General features: G+C 65.4%; 20 protein-coding genes. 14 read left to right on the top strand and 6 right to left on the bottom strand.

Going from position 1 to position 20,640, the window contains the following annotated elements:
* Positions 1–121: 121 nt before the first annotated feature.
* Positions 122–883, top strand: coding sequence for a carboxylesterase family protein (locus BLT40_RS14405; RefSeq protein ID WP_090354291.1), 762 nt, complete (start codon positions 122–124; stop codon positions 881–883).
* A 59-nt stretch (positions 884–942) separates the two neighbouring features.
* Here BLT40_RS14405 and BLT40_RS14410 read toward each other — a convergent pair whose 3' ends face one another.
* The 5 genes from BLT40_RS14410 to BLT40_RS14430 all read right to left on the bottom strand — a co-directional run bounded on the left by BLT40_RS14410 (position 943) and on the right by BLT40_RS14430 (position 5,558).
* A complete protein-coding gene (locus BLT40_RS14410) occupies positions 943–1,335 on the bottom strand; it encodes a hypothetical protein (protein WP_090354294.1) in 393 nt (130 codons plus the stop codon).
* A gap of 30 nt (positions 1,336–1,365) precedes the next feature.
* On the bottom strand, positions 1,366–2,598 hold the full coding sequence (locus BLT40_RS14415; protein WP_090354298.1) for an MFS transporter: 1,233 nt from the start codon (positions 2,596–2,598) through the stop codon (positions 1,366–1,368).
* A gap of 92 nt (positions 2,599–2,690) precedes the next feature.
* Positions 2,691–3,704, bottom strand: a complete 1,014-nt coding sequence (locus tag BLT40_RS14420) for a Gfo/Idh/MocA family oxidoreductase (RefSeq protein ID WP_079521730.1) — start codon at positions 3,702–3,704, stop codon at positions 2,691–2,693.
* 2 nt (positions 3,705–3,706) lie between these two features.
* Entirely contained in the window at positions 3,707–4,699 is a 993-nt protein-coding gene (gene iolG / locus BLT40_RS14425; RefSeq protein WP_090354300.1) for an inositol 2-dehydrogenase, read from the bottom strand.
* Positions 4,692–5,558: a MurR/RpiR family transcriptional regulator gene (locus BLT40_RS14430; RefSeq protein ID WP_036118388.1), complete on the bottom strand. Its 867-nt coding sequence runs from the start codon at positions 5,556–5,558 to the stop codon at positions 4,692–4,694. Before BLT40_RS14430 ends, iolG begins: the two co-directional genes overlap by 8 nt.
* Before the next feature lie 202 nt (positions 5,559–5,760).
* Between BLT40_RS14430 and BLT40_RS14435 the strand changes: the two genes are divergently transcribed.
* The 9 genes from BLT40_RS14435 to BLT40_RS14475 all read left to right on the top strand — a co-directional run bounded on the left by BLT40_RS14435 (position 5,761) and on the right by BLT40_RS14475 (position 17,366).
* Complete coding sequence (locus BLT40_RS14435; RefSeq protein WP_090354303.1) at positions 5,761–6,804, top strand: sugar ABC transporter substrate-binding protein; 1,044 nt, start codon at positions 5,761–5,763, stop codon at positions 6,802–6,804.
* A gap of 17 nt (positions 6,805–6,821) precedes the next feature.
* Positions 6,822–7,982 carry an ABC transporter permease gene (locus BLT40_RS14440; protein WP_043692286.1) on the top strand — a complete coding sequence of 387 codons (1,161 nt, stop codon included), beginning with the start codon at positions 6,822–6,824 and terminating at the stop codon, positions 7,980–7,982.
* An 11-nt stretch (positions 7,983–7,993) separates the two neighbouring features.
* Positions 7,994–8,782, top strand: coding sequence for an ATP-binding cassette domain-containing protein (locus tag BLT40_RS14445; RefSeq protein WP_036115970.1), 789 nt, complete (start codon positions 7,994–7,996; stop codon positions 8,780–8,782).
* A 15-nt stretch (positions 8,783–8,797) separates the two neighbouring features.
* Positions 8,798–10,768, top strand: a complete 1,971-nt coding sequence (gene iolC / locus BLT40_RS14450) for a bifunctional 5-dehydro-2-deoxygluconokinase/5-dehydro-2-deoxyphosphogluconate aldolase (RefSeq protein ID WP_090354306.1) — start codon at positions 8,798–8,800, stop codon at positions 10,766–10,768.
* A complete protein-coding gene (iolD, locus tag BLT40_RS14455; RefSeq protein ID WP_036115975.1) occupies positions 10,765–12,690 on the top strand; it encodes a 3D-(3,5/4)-trihydroxycyclohexane-1,2-dione acylhydrolase (decyclizing) in 1,926 nt (641 codons plus the stop codon). The genes iolC and iolD overlap by 4 nt, the downstream gene beginning before the upstream one ends.
* Complete coding sequence (iolE, locus tag BLT40_RS14460; RefSeq protein WP_090354309.1) at positions 12,687–13,595, top strand: myo-inosose-2 dehydratase; 909 nt, start codon at positions 12,687–12,689, stop codon at positions 13,593–13,595. The genes iolD and iolE overlap by 4 nt, the downstream gene beginning before the upstream one ends.
* Positions 13,592–14,389 carry a 5-deoxy-glucuronate isomerase gene (gene iolB, locus BLT40_RS14465; protein WP_090354312.1) on the top strand — a complete coding sequence of 266 codons (798 nt, stop codon included), beginning with the start codon at positions 13,592–13,594 and terminating at the stop codon, positions 14,387–14,389. Before iolE ends, iolB begins: the two co-directional genes overlap by 4 nt.
* A 27-nt stretch (positions 14,390–14,416) precedes the next feature.
* Entirely contained in the window at positions 14,417–15,940 is a 1,524-nt protein-coding gene (locus BLT40_RS14470) for a CoA-acylating methylmalonate-semialdehyde dehydrogenase (protein ID WP_043692269.1), read from the top strand.
* A gap of 115 nt (positions 15,941–16,055) precedes the next feature.
* Positions 16,056–17,366: a carbohydrate porin gene (locus tag BLT40_RS14475; protein WP_079521736.1), complete on the top strand. Its 1,311-nt coding sequence runs from the start codon at positions 16,056–16,058 to the stop codon at positions 17,364–17,366.
* Between the two features lie 97 nt (positions 17,367–17,463).
* On the opposite strand, the gene BLT40_RS14480 is transcribed toward BLT40_RS14475, so the two are convergent.
* Positions 17,464–17,655, bottom strand: coding sequence for a CPXCG motif-containing cysteine-rich protein (locus BLT40_RS14480; protein ID WP_090354315.1), 192 nt, complete (start codon positions 17,653–17,655; stop codon positions 17,464–17,466).
* 111 nt (positions 17,656–17,766) lie between these two features.
* Between BLT40_RS14480 and BLT40_RS14485 the strand changes: the two genes are divergently transcribed.
* The 4 genes from BLT40_RS14485 to msrB all read left to right on the top strand — a co-directional run bounded on the left by BLT40_RS14485 (position 17,767) and on the right by msrB (position 20,573).
* Positions 17,767–18,477, top strand: a complete 711-nt coding sequence (locus tag BLT40_RS14485) for an HAD family hydrolase (protein ID WP_090354317.1) — start codon at positions 17,767–17,769, stop codon at positions 18,475–18,477.
* A 135-nt stretch (positions 18,478–18,612) separates the two neighbouring features.
* Positions 18,613–19,560 (top strand): YihY/virulence factor BrkB family protein, encoded by a 948-nt coding sequence (locus tag BLT40_RS14490; RefSeq protein ID WP_255364023.1) that lies wholly within the window; start codon positions 18,613–18,615, stop codon positions 19,558–19,560.
* Positions 19,557–19,904, top strand: a complete 348-nt coding sequence (locus BLT40_RS14495) for a glycine zipper 2TM domain-containing protein (protein ID WP_079521739.1) — start codon at positions 19,557–19,559, stop codon at positions 19,902–19,904. The genes BLT40_RS14490 and BLT40_RS14495 overlap by 4 nt, the downstream gene beginning before the upstream one ends.
* Positions 19,905–19,982: 78 nt before the next feature.
* The gene (gene msrB, locus BLT40_RS14500; RefSeq protein ID WP_090354328.1) at positions 19,983–20,573 is read left to right on the top strand and encodes a peptide-methionine (R)-S-oxide reductase MsrB; all 591 of its coding nucleotides are present in this window, start codon (positions 19,983–19,985) and stop codon (positions 20,571–20,573) included.
* Positions 20,574–20,640: the final 67 nt, after the last annotated feature.

Consider the following 20,640-nt stretch of genomic DNA (forward strand, 5'->3'; position numbering starts at 1 on the left):
CCTTCGTCTGTAGGAGCGCGCCTTGCGCGCGACACCTTTTCGCGAGAGCCTTGAGAGACAACGCAAGAACATGTCGCGCGCTGGGCGCGCTCCTACATTGGTACCCGACGGGATTCAGTCCATGCTCCGCACCCTCGCCTTCCTCACCGCCATGACCGCCGTCGGCGCCTCCGCCGCGCCCGCGCAGTTCGTCGAGCGCAGCGTCGACGTCGCCGGCAAGACCTACCGCTATCAGGTCTTCGTCCCCGCCGACATCAAGCCCCACCCGGCCGTCGTGCTGTTCCTGCATGGCAGCGGCGAGCGCGGCAGCGACAACCAGAAGCAGATGTCGCAAGGCCTGCCGCCGTGGCTGAAACAGCACATGGATTTTCCGGCGGTGGTCGTGATGCCCCAGGCCCCGGACGATACTGCGTGGACCGACAAGGCCGATGCCGACATGGCGATGGCGGCGCTGGAAAAGAGCATCAGCGAGTTTCAGGGCGACCGTAAGCACCTCTACCTGACCGGCCTTTCGATGGGCGGCTTCGGCTCATGGCAGCTGGCGGTGGATCATCCCGGGACGTTCGCCGCGGCGGCAATCATCTGTGGCGGCGTCACGCCGCTGGAAGGCGAAGACCAGCGCCTTTACGTGCACGGCGTACCGGCGGGCACCGATCCGTCAGCGTGGGTCGCACAGAAGATCGGCAAGCTGCCGGTGTGGATTTTTCACGGTGGCGACGATAACGTCGTGCCGACCGAGCAGTCGCGCAAGATGAATGCGGCGCTGCTCGCGCGGAAGGCCGAGGTGAAGTACAGCGAATTCCCGGGGGTGAATCATGGCTCGTGGGAAAAGGCGTATGCGACGCCGGAGCTGTGGGACTGGATGTTTTCTCATGCGCGCTAGCTGAACTCGCGCGCACGGCCGGATTGAATCGCGCGCGGGGCGCGCTCCTACATCGACGGTCAGCTGTTGCTCATGCCGTGCATCAGCTGTTTGAAGCCGCCGGAGAAAATCGCCCAACCGAGGCAGACGCCGATCAGCGCCCCCATCAGTTCGAACGACACGCGCAGGCCGATGCTGTCGGGATCGTGCACCGCGGCCAGCTTCAGGCGGATCAGGGTCGGCGACTGGATGGGGACGAAGTTGAAGTAGAACAGGTCCCACAGGTCCTGCCCGGCGGCGAGCAACACCGACAGGGCGAACGCGACGCTCAGATCCTTGCCATGGCTCCAGCCGTTGCTCTTGCCGAACGCCCGGACCAGCGCATAGAGGATGAAGCCGACCAGCAGCGCGATACCGCCGGTTTCGAGGGCACCGATGATGCCGAAGCCGGTCCAGCTGCGATCGTAGGGCATGGAAGGAACTCGTGAGGGGTCAGGCCCTCATTATGCCCTTGCGTCGGCCGGTTTCCCGCGTGCGTTCCCATCGCGGCCAAAACGCAGATAAAGCGAGCCGGAGAGGATCACCGCCGCGATCGAGGCGAAACCCGCCAGCAGGAAGATGGCCGGGTAATCGTAGATGCCTGCGACCCAACCACCGACCGGACCGGTCAGGCCCAGGGCGACGTCGAGGAAGACGGAATACGCACCGAGCGCCGCGCCCCGGTTGTGCGTGCTGACGCGGCTGACCGCCTCCACGCCCAGCGCCGGGAACAGCAGGGCGAAGCCCGAGCCGGTCAATGCCGCACCGATCATGGCCGCGTGCGGGGTCACGCCCAGCCACAGCACCATCAGGCCCAGCGCCTCCACCGCCAGCGAGACCATCGCCACGCGGTAGCCGCCGAAGCGATCCACCGCATTGCCGAACACCAGGCGCACGCCGATGAAGCAGCTGCCGAAGACCGACAGCGACACTGCGGCGCCCTCCCAGCCCCGGCTGGCGTAGTAAAGCGCCACGAAGGTCGACAGCGAGCCGAAGCCGATCGACCCCAGCGCCAGACCAGCGCCATAAGGCATGACCCGCGAGAGCACGCTCCGGAAAGGCAGGCGCTCGCCGTGGCTGGGTGCCACCGCCGCCTTGGCCAGCGCGATGGGGAGAGCCACCAGACCGAGCGCGAAGGAGATGACGCCCAGCGCGATGAAGCCGTAGTCACGGGCCAGGACCACGCCAAGCGGCGCGCCCAGGGCGATCCCGCCGTAGGTAGCGATGCCGTTCCACGAGATCACGCGCGCGGTGTGCTCGCCGCCGATGCCGCCGATACCCCAGGTAATGGAACCCGTGCCGACCCAGCTTTCGGCGAACCCCAGGCCCAGACGACTGAGCAAGATCAGCACCAGCGACAGCGCGGGAATCTTCGGCACCAGCGCGGCCAGAGCGAGGAACAGGCCCGCGAGCGCAAGCACCACCAGACCGGCGAGCACCGTGCGCTTCGGCCCCATCGCATCCGCCATCCGTCCCGCATGCGGCCGGCTCAGCAGCGTCGCAAGGTACTGCGCGCTGACCGCCAGACCGGCGAGAACCGTGGAGTACCCCAGCGTCAGGTGTGCAAAACCCGGCAGCACGGCCAGCGGAATGCCGATGCAGAGGTAGCAGATGAAGGTGAAGACGACGGCGGAAAGAATCCGCGCCGTCACGGCGAAACGCCGCCCGCGTTGGGGAACCAGGGATGGGAGAGACATGATGGGCCGATTATAGCGCCTCGATGCTGCACTGCGGCACGGCGCCGGGTGAAGCGTTTTTCATGGTCACGCCCGCGGCCGGCGGTCGCCGGTCACAGGAGGACCGGCTGCCCGCTTTGCAGCGACTCACGCAACGCGACGGCGATCCGTGTCGCCTCTACCGCGTCGTCCATCGTCAGGTCGAACGGCGTGTCGTCGAGCACCGCATCGACGAAGTGCTTCGCCTGAGTCACGAACGCCGGCGCGAAACGCTCATAGAACGACGGGACCACGGTATTGCGCACGCCATTGGCATCCGCAATCTCCACCCGGTCCGCCCGCGGGTTACGCCCGACGCTGACCCGTCCGGCCGTCCCCGTCACGTCGGTGTGCGTGTCATGCCCATGGGCCTGCGTACGCGACGCATAGAACATGGCCATCCGGCCGCCTTCGAACTCGACGATGGCGATGCCGTTGTCCACGTCGCCGATGTCCTCCAGCGGCGGATACATCGCCACCGTACCGGTCGAATAGACCTTGGTCGCCTTCGGCCGGCCCAGCAGCCAGCGAGCCAGATCGACATCGTGCACGCTGCAATCCAGAAAGATGCCGCCGCTGGTCGGGGCGAACTTCAGGAAGGCGCCGCTTGGATCGGCGAGATCCGTCGTCTGCGAGTACACCAGGAACGGTCGACCGATGCCGCCGCCTTCGATGTGCATGAAGGCGTGGCGGTAGCTTTCGTCGAAGCGGCGGACGAAGCCGACCATCGCCCGCTTACCGGCCTTCGCCGCGTGGGCGGCGGCCCGGCGGCAGTCTTCCAGTTCAAGGGACAGCGGCTTCTCGCAGAACACGTGCTTGCCGGCGTCCAGCGCCTGCTCGATCTGCGTTGCGTGCAGCGAGGTGGGCGTGACGAGGAAGACGGCGTCCAGCGAAGGGTCGGCCAACATCTCCTCATACGAGGTGTGGATGGTCCCGACGCCCAGCGTGTCACGCGCCCACGCGCGCTCCGCCTCGACCGGGCTGCACACCGCCGCGAGCTCGGCGCGAGGCACGGCGCGCGCGAGGTTTTCTGCATAGCGCTGACCCAGGCGACCGAGGCCGGCCAGACCGATACGGAGGTTGGCCATCGTCAGATGCTCACCTCGACGACCTTGCCTTCGCGCCATGAGCGCGCGGCGGCTTCCGCCAGTTCCAGCGACTTGATGCCATCGGCAATGGTGGTACGAACGGGCGTGCCCGCGGCCAGCGCGTCGAAGAAGTGCGCAATCTCGGCGGCGTAGGCTTCGCGATAGCGCTCGAGGAAAAAGTGCTCCGGCAGGTCGTGCGCGATGCTGGTCGACGTATGCGAGACGACCTGGGTGGGCGCGACATTGCCCGCCTGCAACATGCCTTTGCTGCCGAGCACTTCGAAACGCTGATCGTAGCCGTACGCGGCGCGGCGCGACGTGTTGATCTGGCAGAGCTTGCCGCTCTTCGTCCGGATGGTGACGGCGGTGGTGTCGATATCGCCGGCTTCCTCGATCGCCGGGTCGGTCAGACAGCTGCCCATCGCGTGCACGCTCACGGCCTCGTCGGCCAGGATCCAGCGGAAGATGTCGAAATCGTGGATCAGCATGTCCTTGAAGATGCCACCGGAGCTCTTGATGTAGCTGACCGGCGGCGCGCCCGGATCGCGGCTGGTGACGATCAGCAGTTCCGGCGTACCCACTTCACCGGCATCGAGGCGCTTCTTCAGCGACGCAAACGTGGGATCGAAGCGGCGCTGGAACGCGATCATGCAGGTGACGCCCGCTTTCTCGACGGCGGCCTGGCACGAACGCGCACGCTCCACGTCGAGGTCCACCGGCTTCTCGCAGAAGATCGCCTTGCCCGCGGCGGCCGCGCGATGAATCAGGTCCGAGTGCGTGTCCGTGCTGGAGCCGATGACCACGGCACCGACCGCCGGATCGTTCAGCGCTTCGTCGACGCTGGCGACCTTCGCACCGTGCTTGTCGGCGAGTTCCTGAGCGGAGGGCGCGTGCACGTCGACCACATAGCGCAGGTGCGCTTCGGGATGGCGGGCGACGTTGCCCGCGTGGATCTTGCCGATGCGACCGGCACCGAAAACGGCAACTTCAATCATCGTATTCTCCTCGGGGAAGTGTTTCTTCGACAGTCAGTTCGAGCTTGTAGGCCAGCGCGACGAACAGCGCCTGACACAGACACATGGTGCTGGTGAGACCGCGGAAAGCAAATGCGCTGCCCTCCTTCACCTTCAGCAGGACATCCGAGTGACGCGCCAGCGGACCGAGATCGCTCTCGGTGATACCGAGCACGCCGGCCTTGTGCTGTTGCGCCACACGCATGGCGTAAAGGGTTTCCTTGCCGAACGGTGGAAAGCTGATCGCGATCAGTGCATCACCCTTTCCGATGCTGCGCAACTGCTCGCGGAACATGCCACCCAGCCCGTTGACCAGGTGCACGCGCTTCTGCGTGTGCTGAAGTGCGTAGGCAATGTATGTGGCGATCGCGAACGAGCGGCGCACGCCGATCACGTAGATATTCTCCGCGGCGGCAAGCATGTCCACCGCTTTCTGGAAACGCACCTCGTCGATTCCGGCGGCGAGTTCGTCGAGACCGGCGCGGCTGGCGTCGATGAAGCGCGAGGCGATCTCCGCCGCCGGCATGCTGCCGGTGCCGCCCTTGATGACGCTGCGGATGCGCTGCTTGTAGCTGCGCTGCGGCGCCGTCTGCGCGGTGAACGCGTTGCGGAACACCGCCTGCATCTCGGTGAAGCCCGAGTAGCCGAAGCGCTGGGCGAAACGGACTACCGCCGAGGCGTGCACGCCACAGCCTTCGGCGATCTCACCGACGCGCTGGACCATGATGGAACTGCGATGTTCCTCAAGGTAACGGGCGACACCCTGCAGCTGTCGCGGCAGGGCTTCGAATTCATCGGCGATGCGCTGCATGAGGGCATCGGCTTCGCTGCGTTTGGCCATCAGGCGCTCCACGGGGGACCGGCGGCATTCAACCACGATATGGAACAGATTTTCCATTTATTTTTTTGCTGCAATGCAAATTGCAACCGTGGAAAAGCAGGTCCATGCTCGGTCCGCTTTCGGCAAAAACAGCGGCCGCCCGGCCGTCGTCGCAGTTCGATATCCATCACCCGACCGCACGGCGGTCATCTGTGGAGGCCATATGCGTTCCAAACTGATCCACGCCTCGTTGGCGGCAGCTCTTGCCCTCGGTCTCGGCCTCGCCGCCCCCGCCTCCCAGGCGGCGCCCGGCGACCGGTATGTTCTCGTCACCCACGCCGCCGACTCGGATTCGTGGTGGAACACCATCAAGAACTCCATCAAGCAGGCGGGTGAGGATTTCGGCGTCGAGGTCGACTACCGCGGCTCGGGCAATGGCGATCTGGCCGAAATGGCCCGCCAGCTCGAGTCCGCCGCCGCCCGCAACTACAAGGGCGTCTCCTTCGATATCGCCAGCTTCGCCGTGCTGAAGGCACCGGCGGCCAAAGTCTCCGCGAAGGGCATTCCCATCGTCACGATCAACTCGGGCACCCCGGACGAGAGCAAGAAGCTGGGCGCCATCATGCACGTGGGCCAGGGCGAATACGACGCGGGCAAAGCCGCCGGCGAACGGGCCAAGGCCAAGGGCGTCACCAGCTTCGTCTGCGTCAACCATTACGCCACCAACAATGCCTCGTTCCAGCGTTGTCAGGGCTTTGCCGAGGCCATCGGCGTGAAGGACTGGCGCAAGACCTCGATGATCGACAGCGGCATGGACCCGACCGTGGTCGCCAGCAAGGTCAGTGCCTACCTGCGCAGCAACCCGAAGACCCAGGCGATCCTGGCCCTCGGCCCCAACGCGGCGGAGCCAACCATCAAGGTCGTCAACGACATGCACCTGGCCGGCAAGATCGACTTCGGCACGTTCGACCTGTCGCCCGCCATCATCAACGGCATCAAGTCCGGCACGATCCAGTACGCGATCGACCAGCAGCCCTACCTGCAGGGCTATATGGGCATCGCCGCGCTGGTGATCGCGCACGACCAGAACACGAAGGACCCGGCCAAGATCATCGAGGCGCTGAAGGCCAACCCGAAGTTCCAGGCCCGCCTGAAGCAGTACGACCTCAAGCCCGTCTACACCGCCACGGGCGTCAGTTCAGGTCCGGCCTTCGTCACGAAGGACAACGTGTCCACCGTCGAGAAGTACGCCGGCCAGTACCGCTGACCGTCGGGGAGTGAACCATGAGCGCCATCAATGAGAGCGTTTCCAACATGATCCAGGAAAACCGCGCGACAGCGCCGGAAGCACCGACCTCCACGGACGAACGCGTACGGCGGATCTCGCCGTGGCGCATCCTGCTCGACCGGCCCGAACTGGGCTCGATCGCGGGTACCGTGCTCGTCTTCGTCTTCTTCGGCATCTTCGCCGGCGGATCGGGCATGTTCGCGCTCGATGGCGTGATCAACTGGGCCCAGGTGGCGGGCTACCTCGGCATCCTGGCCGTAGGTGCCTGCCTGCTGATGATCGCCGGCGAATTCGATCTGTCGATGGGTTCGATGATCGGCTTCGCCGGCGTTCTCGTCGCCATCCCACCCATGTACATGGGCTGGCCACTGTGGGCGTCGGTACTGTTCGCCTTCGCCGGATGCATGGCGCTCGGCGCCCTCAACGGCTACCTCGTGGTCCGCACGAAGCTGCCGTCCTTCATCGTCACCCTGGCTTTCATGTTCATCCTTCGCGGCCTGACCCTGGTGCTGTCGACCGGCTTCGCCAACAGCACCATCGTCAGCGGCGTGGGCGACAAGTTCGCCGAAGACCCGGTCATCAACGCGCTGTTTTCGGGCACCACCCTGCACTGGTTGTTCACCGGTCTGGCCGGCATGAACCTCATCGAGAAGCTGCCCAGCGGCGACCCGGTCGTCGGCGGCATTCCCAAGGTGCTGGTGTGGTGGCTCGTCATGGGTGTCGCAGCGGGTTTCGTCCTGGCCCGCACGCGCTTCGGCAACTGGATCTACACCGTCGGAGGCGACTCCAACGCCGCCAAGAACGTCGGTGTGCCGGTGCGTCGCGTGAAGATCTCCCTGTTCGTGCTCACCGCGTTCTGCGCCTGCCTGTTCGGCGTGCTGCAGGTGGCCGACGTGGGCTCCGCCGCGGCCGATCGCGGCCTGCAGAAAGAGTTCGAAGCCATCATCGCGGTCGTCATCGGCGGCACCTTGCTCACCGGCGGCTTCGGCTCGGTGATCGGCGCCTGCTTCGGCGCGCTGATCTTCGGTGTCGTGCAGATCGGCATCTCGTATACCAACATCGATTCGGACTGGTACCGCGTGTTCCTTGGCGGCATGTTGCTGCTGGCGGTGCTGTTCAACCACTACATCCGCAGCCGCGCTGCGAGCACGAAGTGAGGAGCGCCACCATGGCCGACGATTACATTCTCGAACTCGACGACGTCAGCAAGTTCTTCGGTACCGTCATCGCGCTACAGGGCGTGACCCTTCGCCTGAAACGCGGCGAGGTGCATTGCCTGCTCGGCGATAACGGTGCCGGCAAGTCCACCCTGATCAAGACACTCGCCGGCGTGCACCAGCCCAGCAGTGGCGAATATCGCGTCGAAGGCAAGGCGGTGAGGTACAACTCGCCGCGCGAGGCGCTCGACGACGGCATCGCCACGGTCTACCAGGACCTGGCTCTCGTTCCGCTGATGAGTGTGGCACGCAATTTCTTCGCCGGACGTGAGCCGCGCAAGAAGATGTTCGGCGTGATTCCCGTCATCGACATGCAGTACGCCAACGAAACCGCACGCGACAAACTCGCGGAGATGGGCATCCGTGTACGCGACGCCGGCCAGCCGGTCGGCACGATGTCCGGCGGCGAACGGCAGTGTCTTGCCATCGCCCGCGCCATCCACTTCGGTGCGAAGGTACTTATCCTCGACGAGCCCACGGCGGCGCTGGGCGTCAAGCAGTCGTGCAACGTGCTCAAGCTCATCCACAAAGCCCGCGAGCGCGGCATCTCGGTGATCTTCATCACCCACAACGTGCACCATGCCTACCCCATCGCGGACAGCTTCACGCTGCTCAACCGCGGCCAGTCCATGGGCACCTTCGCCAAAACCGACGTAACGAAGGAAGCGGTGCTCGACATGATGGCCGGCGGTACCGAGATCCAGAGCCTGGTCGACGAACTGGAAGGCCGCGCGGCCTGAACACGGATAACCCCCATGCGTAGTCTCCTTCCCCGCTCCCCCTCCCGTCCCATCGACGTCGCCTGCCTCGGCCGGCTCGCGGTGGATCTTTACGCCCAGCAGATCGGCGCGCGCCTCGAAGACGTCACCAGCTTCGCCAAGTATCTGGGTGGGTCGTCGGCCAACGTCGCTTTCGGAACGGCCCGGCTCGGGCTGCGCTCGGCGATGCTAGCCCGTGTCGGCGACGATCACATGGGGCGCTTCCTCACCGAGACCCTGGAAGCCGAAGGCTGCGACATCAGCCAGGTGAAGACCGATCACGAGCGGCTTACCGCGCTGGCGATTCTCGGCATCAAGGATCGCGAGACGTTCCCGCTGCTGTTCTATCGCGAGAACTGCGCGGACATGGCGCTGACGCCCGACGATATCGACGAGTCGTTCATCGCGCGCTGCCGCGCGCTGGCCATCACCGGCACACACCTGTCGCAACCGGGCGTGCATGCCGCCGCCACCCGCGCGATCGAACTGGCGCACAAGCACGACGTGCGCACGGTGCTCGATATCGACTACCGGCCGGTCCTCTGGGGCCTGACAGGACGCGGCGAAGGCGAGCGCCGGTTCGTCGCCGCCGAGCATGTCACCGCTCATCTGCAGGCCAGCCTGCCCGGGTTCGACCTGATCGTCGGCACCGAGGAAGAGTTCCATATCGCCGGTGGCAGCGAGGACCTGCTCTCGGCACTCCGCGCGGTGCGCGGCATCAGCGCCGCGACGCTGGTCGTGAAGCGCGGTGCCGTCGGCTGCAGCGTCATCGAGGGGGTCATCCCTTCGGACATCGACGACGCGCCGACGTACAAGGGCTCGCGGGTGGAGGTCCTCAACGTGCTCGGCGCCGGCGATGCCTTCCTCTCCGGCTTCCTTACCGGGTGGCTGGATGGTGAATCCATCGAGCGCTCGTGCGCCTACGCCAACGCCTGCGGCGCCATCGTGGTGTCGCGCCACGCCTGCGCGCCGGCGATGCCCGGTCGCGCTGAACTCGATGCCTTCCTGTCGCGCGACGGTGGCATCCGTCGCCCGGACCTGGATGCCGAGCTCTCGCATCTGCATCGCACGGCCGTACCGCGCAAGGCGTGGAACGAGCTGTATGTATTCGCTTTCGACCATCGCACGCCCTTCTTCGAGCTGACGCGTGCCGCCGGCGGTGACGAAGCACGCCTGCCACGGCTGAAAGAGCTGCTGGTCGAGGCGGTGGCGGCGACCGAGCGCGCCGGACAGCTGCACGGACACATCGGCCTGCTCGCCGACGACCGCTACGGTCAGGATGCGTTGAACGCCGCGACCGGGCGTGGCTGGTGGATCGGCCGCCCCGTGGAAGTGCCGGGGTCCAACCCGCTGGAACTGGAGCGTGGCCGGTCCATCGGCAGTCAGCTGATCTCGTGGCCGGCGGAGCACGTCATCAAGTGTCTGGTCGCCTTCGATCCGGATGCCACGCCGATGGATCGCGTGGAGCAGGAAACGCAGATCCGCTCGCTCTACGACGCGGCGAAGATCAGTGGCCATGAGTTGCTCCTGGAAATCATTCCTCCGGGCTGCAAGGACCCTTCGCAGCGCGACGAGCTGGTGCTGCGCTCCATGAAGCGTATCTACAACCTCGGCATCCGTCCGGACTGGTGGAAGCTTTGCCCGCCGCAGCGGGGGGCGTGGGCGGCGATCGACGCCCTGATCGCCGAACGCGATCCGCACTGCCGCGGCGTCTTGCTGCTGGGCCTGAATGCGCCGGTGGAACAGCTGGCCGCCGGATTCGCCGACGCGCTGGGGAGTGTGACCTGCCGCGGCTTCGCCGTGGGGCGCACGCTGTTCAGTGAGCCGGCCAAAGCGTGGCTGTCCGGGACGATCGACGATGAGGCGCTGGTGAGCCAGGCGCGCGCGGCGTTCGAACGGATGATCGCGTTGTGGCGCGAGGGACGGCGGGTGCCGCAGGAGCGAGTCACTGAAGGTGCGGCGGCATGAACAGGCTGGAATCGTCAACCGGGCTGGCTCCCACCACCGCCGGTGCGACCGTGCGGCTCACGACGGCGCAGGCACTCGTACGGTATCTCGCGGCGTTGCACGGGCGCGATGCGGACAGCGATGAGTCGGCGCCGTTGTTCGGCGGCGTGTTCGCCATCTTCGGGCATGGCAACGTGGCGGGACTGGGCGAAGCGCTGTATGGCATCCGCGATGAACTGCCGACGTACCGTGCGCATAATGAGCAGGCCATGGCGCATGCCGCGATCGCGTATGCCAAAACGCATATGCGTCGACGCATGATGGCGGTGACGACATCGATCGGCCCGGGCGCGACCAATCTGGTGACCGCGGCGGCGCTGGCCCATGTGAATCGTCTGCCGGTGCTTCTGCTGCCGGGCGACATTTTCGTGTCGCGTGCGCCGGATCCCGTGCTTCAGCAGCTCGAGGACTTCTCCGACGGCACGGTGTCGGTCAACGATTGTTTTCGTCCCGTCTCCCGCTACTTCGATCGCATCATGCGTCCGGAGCAGCTGCTGACGGCCCTGCCCCGGGCTATCCGTGCGCTGACCGACGCCGCGCTGTGCGGCCCGGTGACGCTGGCGTTACCTCAGGACGTCCAGGCCGAGGCATATGACTGGCCGCTTGCCTTCTTCGAACCGCGCGAGATCGTGTTCCGCGCCCCGCAGCCGACCGACGATGAGCTGATGCACGCGCTGGACGCCATCGAGGCGGCCGAGCGCCCGGTCATCGTCGCTGGCGGCGGCGCGTTGTACGCGAAAGCCACGCCGGAACTGCTCGCCTTCGCCGATAAGCACGGTGTGCCCATCTGTGAAACGCAGGCGGGCAAGGGCGCCCTGCCCTGGAATCATCCCCTGCATCTCGGCCCCGCGGGCGTCTGCGGGTCCACCGCCGCGAATGCCCTGCTCCGCGAGGCGGACCTGATCATCGCCGTGGGTACGCGACTGCAGGACTTCACCACCGGCTCCAACGCCCTGTTCGCTCATGTGCCGATCCTCTCGGTCAACGTCAACACCTTCGACGCGCTCAAGGGCAACGGCCTGGAGGTGATCGGCGACGCGGCGCGCGTGCTCGACGACCTCAGCTTCGGCCTGGAGGACTGGGCCGCTCCCGAAGCGTGGACGCTGCGCGCCCGGGACGTCGCGCGTGAGTGGGTCGACATCGTTTCCCGCATCACCGATGCGCGCCAGCCACCGGAAGGCCGTCTGCCCTACGACGGCGAAGTGATCGGCGCGGTGCAGCGTTCGTCGCCGCTTTCCGCACGTAGCGACATCGTCGTCTGCGCCGCCGGGACGCTGCCCGCCGAGCTCGAGAAACTGTGGCGCACGGAGACGCCCGGCGGCTACCACATGGAATACGGGTTCTCGTGCATGGGCTACGAGATTGCCGGCGGTCTTGGCGTCAAGATGGCCAGGCCGGATCGCGAAGTCATCGTCATGGTCGGCGACGGCAGCTACCTGATGATGAACTCGGAGATCGCCACCTCGGTGATGCTGGACGCCAAGCTCATCATCGTGCTGCTGGACAATCGCGGCTACGGCTGCATCAACCGCCTGCAGCAGGCCACCGGCGGCGCGCCGTTCAACAACATGTTCGACAACTGCGTCCAGGGAAAGCACGGTGCACCGACGGTCGATTTCGCCGCCCACGCCCGCTCGCTGGGCGCCATCGCGGAACACGTCGCCGATATCGCCGGCCTCGAAGCCGCCATGGAGCGAGCCCGCGCCGCCGACCGCACCTACCTGATCAGCATCGACACCGACCACACGCGTACGACCGACGAGGGCGGCGTATGGTGGGACGTGGCGATCCCCGAAGTTTCCACGCGGGAGGCCGTGCGCGAGGCGCGCAGCGGCTACGAATCCGCCATCGTGGGCCGCAAGGCCAGGAACACGCCCGTATGAAGAACGATCCCATCCGTATCGGCATCAACCCGATTTCGTGGAGCAACGACGACCTTCCCTCGCTCGGCGGCGAGATCCCCTTGTCGACCGCTCTGACCGAAGGCAAGGCGATCGGTTACGAAGGCTTCGAGCTGGGCAATAAATTTCCCAGGGATCCCGTCGAGCTGCGTGACCTGATGGCCGGCTACGGACTCGACGTGGTGTCCGGCTGGTACTCCGGGCGTGTCGCCGAGCGCTCCGCGAAAGAAGAAATCGTTGCCGTCGAGAAGCATCTGCGCCTCCTGGCCGAGAACGGCTGCCAGGTCATGGTGTACGGTGAAGTCGCTCATGCCATCCAGGGTGAGCCGGTGCCCCTGTACAAGCGGCCGCGCTTCCGCACCGCCGACGACTGGAAGCGCTATGGCGAGAACATCACCGAGTTCGCGAAATTCACGCTGTCCCATGGCGTTCGTCTGGCCTATCACCATCACATGGGCGCCTATGTCGAATCCCCGGATGATGTCGACCAGCTGATGGCGCATACCGGCGATGAAGTCGGTCTGCTGTTCGACAGCGGGCACACGTATTTCGGCGGAGGCGATCCGGTGGCCGTACTCGACCGCCATATCTCCCGCATCTGCCACGTGCACTGCAAGGACGTGCGCCCCGGCGTGGTTCGCCTGGCGCGCAATCGTCACTGGACGTTCCTGGAGTCCGTGCTCAACGGCGCGTTCACCGTGCCGGGCGATGGCGTGATCGATTTCGCGGCCATCATCGATCGCCTGAAAACCCACGGTTACCGTGGCTGGCTGGTGGTCGAGGCGGAGCAGGATCCGACGGTGGCGCCCAGCTACCGTTACGCGAAGAAGGGTTACGACACGCTTCGCTCGTTGCTCGACCGCGAGATGGTCGGGGAGGTCGCATGAGTCTGCTCGTCAAGGCGATGCCCACCGGCGAAGCCATCGTCAAAGTCACGCCGGAAACCGCCCAGTGGCATCACGTGGGTTTCGAGGCGAGGCGTATCGAAGCGGGCTCGACCGTCGAGATCGCGCTGCCCGCCGACCGCGAGGGGTGTCTCGTGGTGCTCGTCGGGCGCGTCGATATCGCGGTGGCCGGCCACACGTGGGAAGACCTCGGTGGCCGCGACAGCGTCTTCGACGATCGCTCGCCGCATGCCGTGTATGCACCGCCGTCATCCGTGTACACGATCACCGCGCGGACCGATGCCGAGCTGGCACTCGCTTCCGCACCGGCCACCGGCAAGTTCGCCGCGCGCCTGATCGAGCCATCGTCGATGAAGCGTTCGGCGCGCGGTACGGGCGCGAACACCCGCTACGTCTGCGACATTCTTCCGGAAACCGAAGACGCCGAGTCGCTGCTCGTGGTCGAGGTGCTGACGCCCGCCGGTCACTCGTCGAGCTATCCGCCGCACAAGCACGACACGGACGCACTGCCTGAAGAAAGCGTGCTGGAGGAAACCTACTACCACCGTGTCGATCCGCCGCAAGGCTTCGCGTTTCAGCGCGTCTACACCGACGAGCGCGACATCGACGAGTCGATGGCCGTCGGCAACCACGATGTGGTGATGGTGCCGCGTGGCTACCACCCCGTGGTGATGCCGCACGGTTACCGCGGCTACTACCTCAACGTCATGGCCGGTCCGCGCCGTGAATGGCATTTCCGCAACGATCCCGCCCACGAATGGATGATCGCGCGCTGACCGCGCCGCCATCGGAGTAAACAGAGCATGTCCGCCCAGCCGTCCACCCAGTCCCTCCCCCGCATCGGCCACTTCATCGCCGGCAAGCCGTACAGTGGTTCGCCCGCGGGCACCGCCCCGGTGTACGACCCCGCGCGTGGCGTGCCCGCCGCCGAGGTCGAGCTCGCGTCCGTCGACGATATCGACGTCGCGGTGCGCGCGGCGCACGCCGCGTTCCCCGCCTGGTCGGAAACACCGCCACTCAAGCGCGCGCGCGTGATGTTCCGCTTCAAGGACCTGATCGAGCGCGACATGGATCGCCTGGCGCGCGTGATCGTCGCGGAGCACGGGAAGGTGCTGTCCGACGCGAAGGGCGAGATCGTGCGCGGCCTCGAGGTCGTCGAATACGCCTGCGGCATTCCCGAATTGCTCAAGGGCGAGTACACCGAGCAGATCGCCAACGGCATCGACGCCTGGACCATGCGCCAGGCACTGGGCGTCTGCGCGGGCATCACGCCGTTCAACTTCCCCGCGATGGTGCCCATGTGGATGTTCCCCATGGCCATCGCCTGCGGCAATACCTTCGTGCTGAAGCCCTCGGAGCGCGATCCGTCGCTCGGCGTCGAGCTGGCCAGGCTGCTCAAGGAGGCAGGACTCCCCGACGGCGTCTTCAATGTCGTCCATGGCGACAAGACCGCCGTGGACGCGTTGCTCGATCACCCGCTGGTTCGCGCGGTCAGCTTCGTCGGCTCGACGCCGATCGCCGAATACATCTACGCGCAAGGTTCGGCGAAGGGCAAGCGCGTGCAGGCTCTGGGCGGCGCCAAGAACCACATGATCGTCATGCCCGACGCGGATCTTGAAAAGACCGCCGACGCCTTGATGGGTGCCGGCTACGGCGCCGCCGGTGAGCGCTGCATGGCGATCTCGGTCGCCGTCGCTGTCGGCGAAGCGACCGCCGACGCACTGGTGGCAAAGCTCGCCCCCCGCGTGAAGGCCCTGCGCATCGGCAATGGTCTGGACGAGACCATCGAGATGGGACCTGTCGTGACCGGCGTGCATCGCGATCGCATCACCAGCTACATCGACGACGGCGAAGCGGCTGGTGCGGAGCTCGTGGTCGACGGACGTGGTTATCAGGTGGCGGGCTGCGAGCAGGGTTTCTTCGTCGGCGGCACGCTGTTCGACCGCGTGACGCCGGCCATGCGCATTTATAAGGAAGAAATTTTCGGGCCGGTGCTATGCGTGGTTCGCGTGCCGGATTTCGCCAGTGCGCTGAAACTGGTCGACGATCACGAATTCGGAAACGGAACGGCGATTTTCACACGGGATGGACAGGTGGCGCGCGAATTTGCCCATCGCGTTCAGGTCGGCATGATCGGAATTAATGTACCGATCCCCGTACCGATGGCTTTTCACAGCTTCGGGGGCTGGAAAAAGAGCCTCATGGGCGATCATCACGCGCATGGCCCCGAGTCGGTGCGGTTCTACACGAGGCAGAAAGCCGTTACACAGCGTTGGCTGAACCACGATGAAAGCGCGGGAGCCGAATTCGCGATGCCCACACATTAGTCTGACAAAAACATTATTATGCGGCGGTTGAATGCGCGGGGAGCATTGTGCATTGCAACCAAGATAATCAAAAGCCATAAACGTAAAAGCATAATTTTTTCAGGGAGAAGGGTACATGCTCAACAAACTCGCAAAGGGTCCCATCGCGGGCGTGCTTCTCGCATGCCTCGGTCTGGGCGCTACGGCGGCGCATGCCGACGACCTCTCGACCAGCAAATATCTGTTCGGCGACTGGAACGGTGAGCGCACGCGTCTCGAAGACGCCGGCGTCAAGTTCGACCTCGGGTACGGTGGCGAAGCCGCGCACAACTACTCCGGCGGCACCAAGAACATCACGCGCTATACCGACCAGTGGAAGCTGGGCGCTTCGTTCGATCTGCAGAAACTCTGGGGCTGGAACGGCGCCGCGTTCAACATCGTCGTTACCGACCGTAACGGTCGCAACATCGGTGCCGACGCCAACATCGGCAACAACCAGCTGATCCAGGAAGTCTACGGTCGTGGCCAGACCTGGCACCTGACGGTCTTCTCGCTGGTGCAGAAGTTCTTCGACGACCGCCTGACCTGGAAGATCGGCCGTCTGCCGGTCGGTGAAGACATCAACCAGTTCTCGTGCGACTTCCAGAACCTGACGTTCTGCGGCGCGCAGCCGGGTAACATCGTCGGCGATTACTGGGTCAACTGGCCGACCAGCCAGTGGGCGACGGTCATCAAGTTCGACACCACGAAGGAAACCTTCGTGCAGATCGCCGCGTATCAGGTCAACCCGAAATATGTCGACGACTCCTACGCGTCGCACAACGGTCTGAAGCCGAACTTCCCGAGCGGCACCACCGGCGCGCTGATTCCTCTGGAATTCGGCTGGAAGCCGTCGGTCAACGGCCTGCCGGGTTCGTACCGCGCCGGCGTCTGGTACAACACCTCCAAGGGTGACGACCTGTACCTCAACACCGATCATCAGCCGCTCGCCGAGTTCGGTGGCCGCGCGCTGCAGCACGACTCCCGCAAGGGCGCGTGGATCACCTTCCAGCAGCAGGTCAACGGCGAAGCCGGCGGCAAGGGCACCACGGTGTTCCTGAACATCGCTTCGGCCGACCACGCCACCTCGGCGACGAACAACCAGATCTCGCTCGGCATGGAGTACAAGGGCATCTTCGATCGCCCGAACGACTTCATCGGCGCGGCCATCGGTGGTTCGCACGCCAGCGGCTACGCTGCCAAGAACCAGCGTCTGATCAACTCGATCACCGGCTCCGACACCGTCGTCAACGACGGTTACGAGAAGGTTGCCGAAGTGTTCTACAGCTACTCGCCGATTCCCTCGATCGCACTGCGTCCCAACCTGCAGTACATCAAGGATCCGGGCGGCAGCAAGCAGAACGATGACGCGTTCATCCTCGGCCTGAAGATGTCGGTCGCGTTCTAAGCGATCTCATCGGTGGTTGATCGAAAAGGCCTGGGGAAACCCGGGCCTTTTCGTATCCGGGCTATCGCCAGCAGGGTCAGCTCCCGACGGAACGACCTCACCCATCGTTTTCCGCCGAAGCGGTCAGGTCGAAAGTGTCATCCCCTTCGTCGACCGCCAGCCGCATCACGATCGGCCGGCAGCACACCTGGCAATCCTCGATATACGTCTGGCTGCCGCCCGACGTATCGACGGCGATCTCAATGGTTTCCCCGCAATAGGGACAGGCAATATCGGTGAATTCGTACATATAGGGACCCTGTAGGAGCGCGCCTTGCGCGCGAACCGCTTTCGCGCCAACCTTGTAGATTCCGCTTTACGGTTATCGCGCGCAAGGCGCGCTCCTACAGGATCTGTGGTCATGATCGATCTGGTCGGCTTCGACGGCGACGACACGCTCTGGCGCAGCCAGGAGTTCTACGACGACGCACAGGCGGCCTTCGAAGGCATCCTCGGTCGTTACGTGGATCTGACGGCCGATGGCCTGCGCGCGTCGCTCCTGGCCACCGAGCGCGGCAACATCGCGCTGTTCGGCTACGGCGCCAAGGGCATGGCCCTCTCGATGATCGAGTCGGCTATCGAACTGACCGATGGCCGGATCGAGGCGCGGGATATCCACCGTATCGTGCGGCTGGCCAAGGACGTGCTGAGCCATCCTGTCGATCTGCTGCCGGGTATCCGTGAGGCCGTGGAGGCCGTGGCCGCCCACCATCGCGTGGTGCTGATCACCAAGGGCGACCTTTTCCACCAGGAGGCCAAGGTGGCCCGCTGCGGGCTGGCCGACATCTTCCACCGGATCGAGATCGTCTCGGAGAAGGACACGGCAACCTACGCGCGCCTGTTCCGGGAGTTCGGCCTCACGCCGGACCGCTTCGCCATGGTCGGCAACTCGCTGAAATCCGACATCGCCCCGGTGGTCGCACTGGGCGGCTGGGGCGTCTACATGCCGTATCACAGCACCTGGGCCCACGAGCTGGTGGCCGATTTCGCCATGGGCGACCGGGTGATCGAGGTCGCCGGCGCTGAAGCCATCCCCGCAGCCATTGCAACCATGCACACCCGCGCGCCGTAGGAGCGCGCCCCGCGCGCGAAAAGCCAACGAAGCGGTGACGTCGCACCCCTCATCGCCCACAGCATTCCCACATTCCACGCCAATTTCGCGCGATTGCCGCGAAGCTGCCCGATGAAACAAACGGGAGGCAGGCACGTGGATTCGAGGTTGAAGATGGGATGGCGGGTGGTCCGAACCACCATAAAGGGGTTCAGTGACGATGAGCTGATGACGCGGGCCGCCGCCCTCGCCTTCTACTCCGCGTTGTCCTTCGCGCCGCTGCTCGTGCTGTTGCTCTGGGTGGTCGCCTCACTGCGCCCCGAGTGGCAGGCGCAGCTGATCGACAGCCTGACCGGTCTGGTGGGCTCCCGCGCCTCGGATGCCGTGAAGCTCGTCATCGAGAACGCCAAGCAGAGGCCCAATGTCGGCAGCATGGCGGGGGTGATCGGCCTTGGCGTGACGCTTGTCGGCGCTTCGGCCGTATTTGCCCAGTTGCAGGGTGCGCTCAACCGGGTCTGGAGCCTGCAGCCGCGCCCCGGCAAAGCCTCGCATGCGATTCTGACGTGGTTGCGGGCCCGGCTGCACGCGCTCGGCCTGCTGCTGTCGCTCGCCTTCCTGCTGGTGATCTCATTCTCGGCCAGCGCGATGATCGCGGTCTTCGTCCGTGGCGGCACCACGGGGTGGCATGTGCTGGAGACGGCGATCTCGCTGGCCGTCTTCGTCGTCATCTTTGGCGCCATCTATAAGGTGCTGCCGGACGCGATCATCGAGTGGCGCGACGCGGTCATCGGCGCCAGCCTGACCGCCCTGCTTTTCGTCGTCGGCAAGTTCGCGATCGGTATCTACCTGGAGCGCAGCAATGTGGGCGGCCCGTACGGGCCCGCCGGCAGCGTCGTCGTGTTGCTGGTCTGGGTCTATTACTCGGCGCTGATCCTGTTGCTCGGGGCCGAACTGACCGAAGCGGTCGCGGAGGCCCGGGGCACGCCGATTAAACCGCGGCCATACGCAATGTCCACCAGAACGGCTCCGGAGGGCGGGATTGACCCCCCCATCACGAGGCCGGAGGTATCCCTGTCGCAGCCCCAGAGAGAGGACAGATCATGAAGACCCATTTACTCGCCGCCGCCCTGTTCGCCGTCGCTACCGGCGCCGTCGTTTCCGCCCCGCCGGCCGATGCCCAGACGCGCCGCAGCCAGCATCAGGTCTGCCGCGACGTCCAGACCAAGGAGATCCAGTCCAAGGATGACAATCGCCTGATCGGCACCGGCGTTGGCGCCGTGGCTGGCGGCCTGCTCGGCCATCAGGTCGGTGGCGGTAAGGGCAAGACCCTTGCGACCGTCGGTGGTGCTGTCGCCGGCGGCTACGTCGGCAATCAGGTTCAGAAGAACCACCAGAACAAGAACGCCCAGTACGAAACCCACCGCGAGTGCCATTGGGTCAACGACTGATCGTGTAAGCCAGACCCGCAAGGGCCGGTCTTATAGGGAGGGCGCCACCGAGCGCCCTCCCTGCTTTCCGGAGGCTCCATGCGCAACGCCGATCCTGCCCGCCGCCGCTTCCTGGGCGTCTTCGCCGCCACCGTCGCGGCATCCGCTTCCCTGCCCTTCCTCTTCCGCGCCACGCGCCCTGCGATGGCTGCCGACGCCCCGCCGTCCCCGGGTGGCACGGTGACGATCGACGAATTCGCCGCCGACAAGAAGCCGCTGGGAGCGAAGGTCGAGGCGCGCGTGGTGCTGACCGACGACCAGTGGAAAGCCAAGCTCAGCAGCAAGTCGTATTACATCACCCGGCACGAGGGTACCGAGCCGGCCTACACCGGTGAGAACTGGGACCGGCATGACAACGGCATCTACCGTTGCATCGGCTGCGACACGGCGCTCTACGACTCGGCGACGAAGTTCGAGTCGGGCACGGGCTGGCCGAGTTTCTGGCAGCCGATTTCGAAGCGGAACATCGTTCAGAAAACCGACCGCAGCCTGATCGAGGAGCGGATCGAAGTGAAGTGCGCGCGGTGCGATGCCCACATGGGCCACGTGTTCGACGATGGCCCGGACCCGACGGGGCTGCGGTACTGCATGAATGCCGGGGCGATGCGCTTCGCTGCCGTGACTGCCTGAGTGCGTACGTCGGGCATACCGGCTTTGCCGGGAGCCGGCCCGCTGGCGAATACAACGAAAAGGGCCG

Origin of the sequence: Dyella sp. 333MFSha, from assembly GCF_900102405.1 — a bacterium.
Classification (GTDB): domain Bacteria; phylum Pseudomonadota; class Gammaproteobacteria; order Xanthomonadales; family Rhodanobacteraceae; genus Luteibacter; species Luteibacter mycovicinus.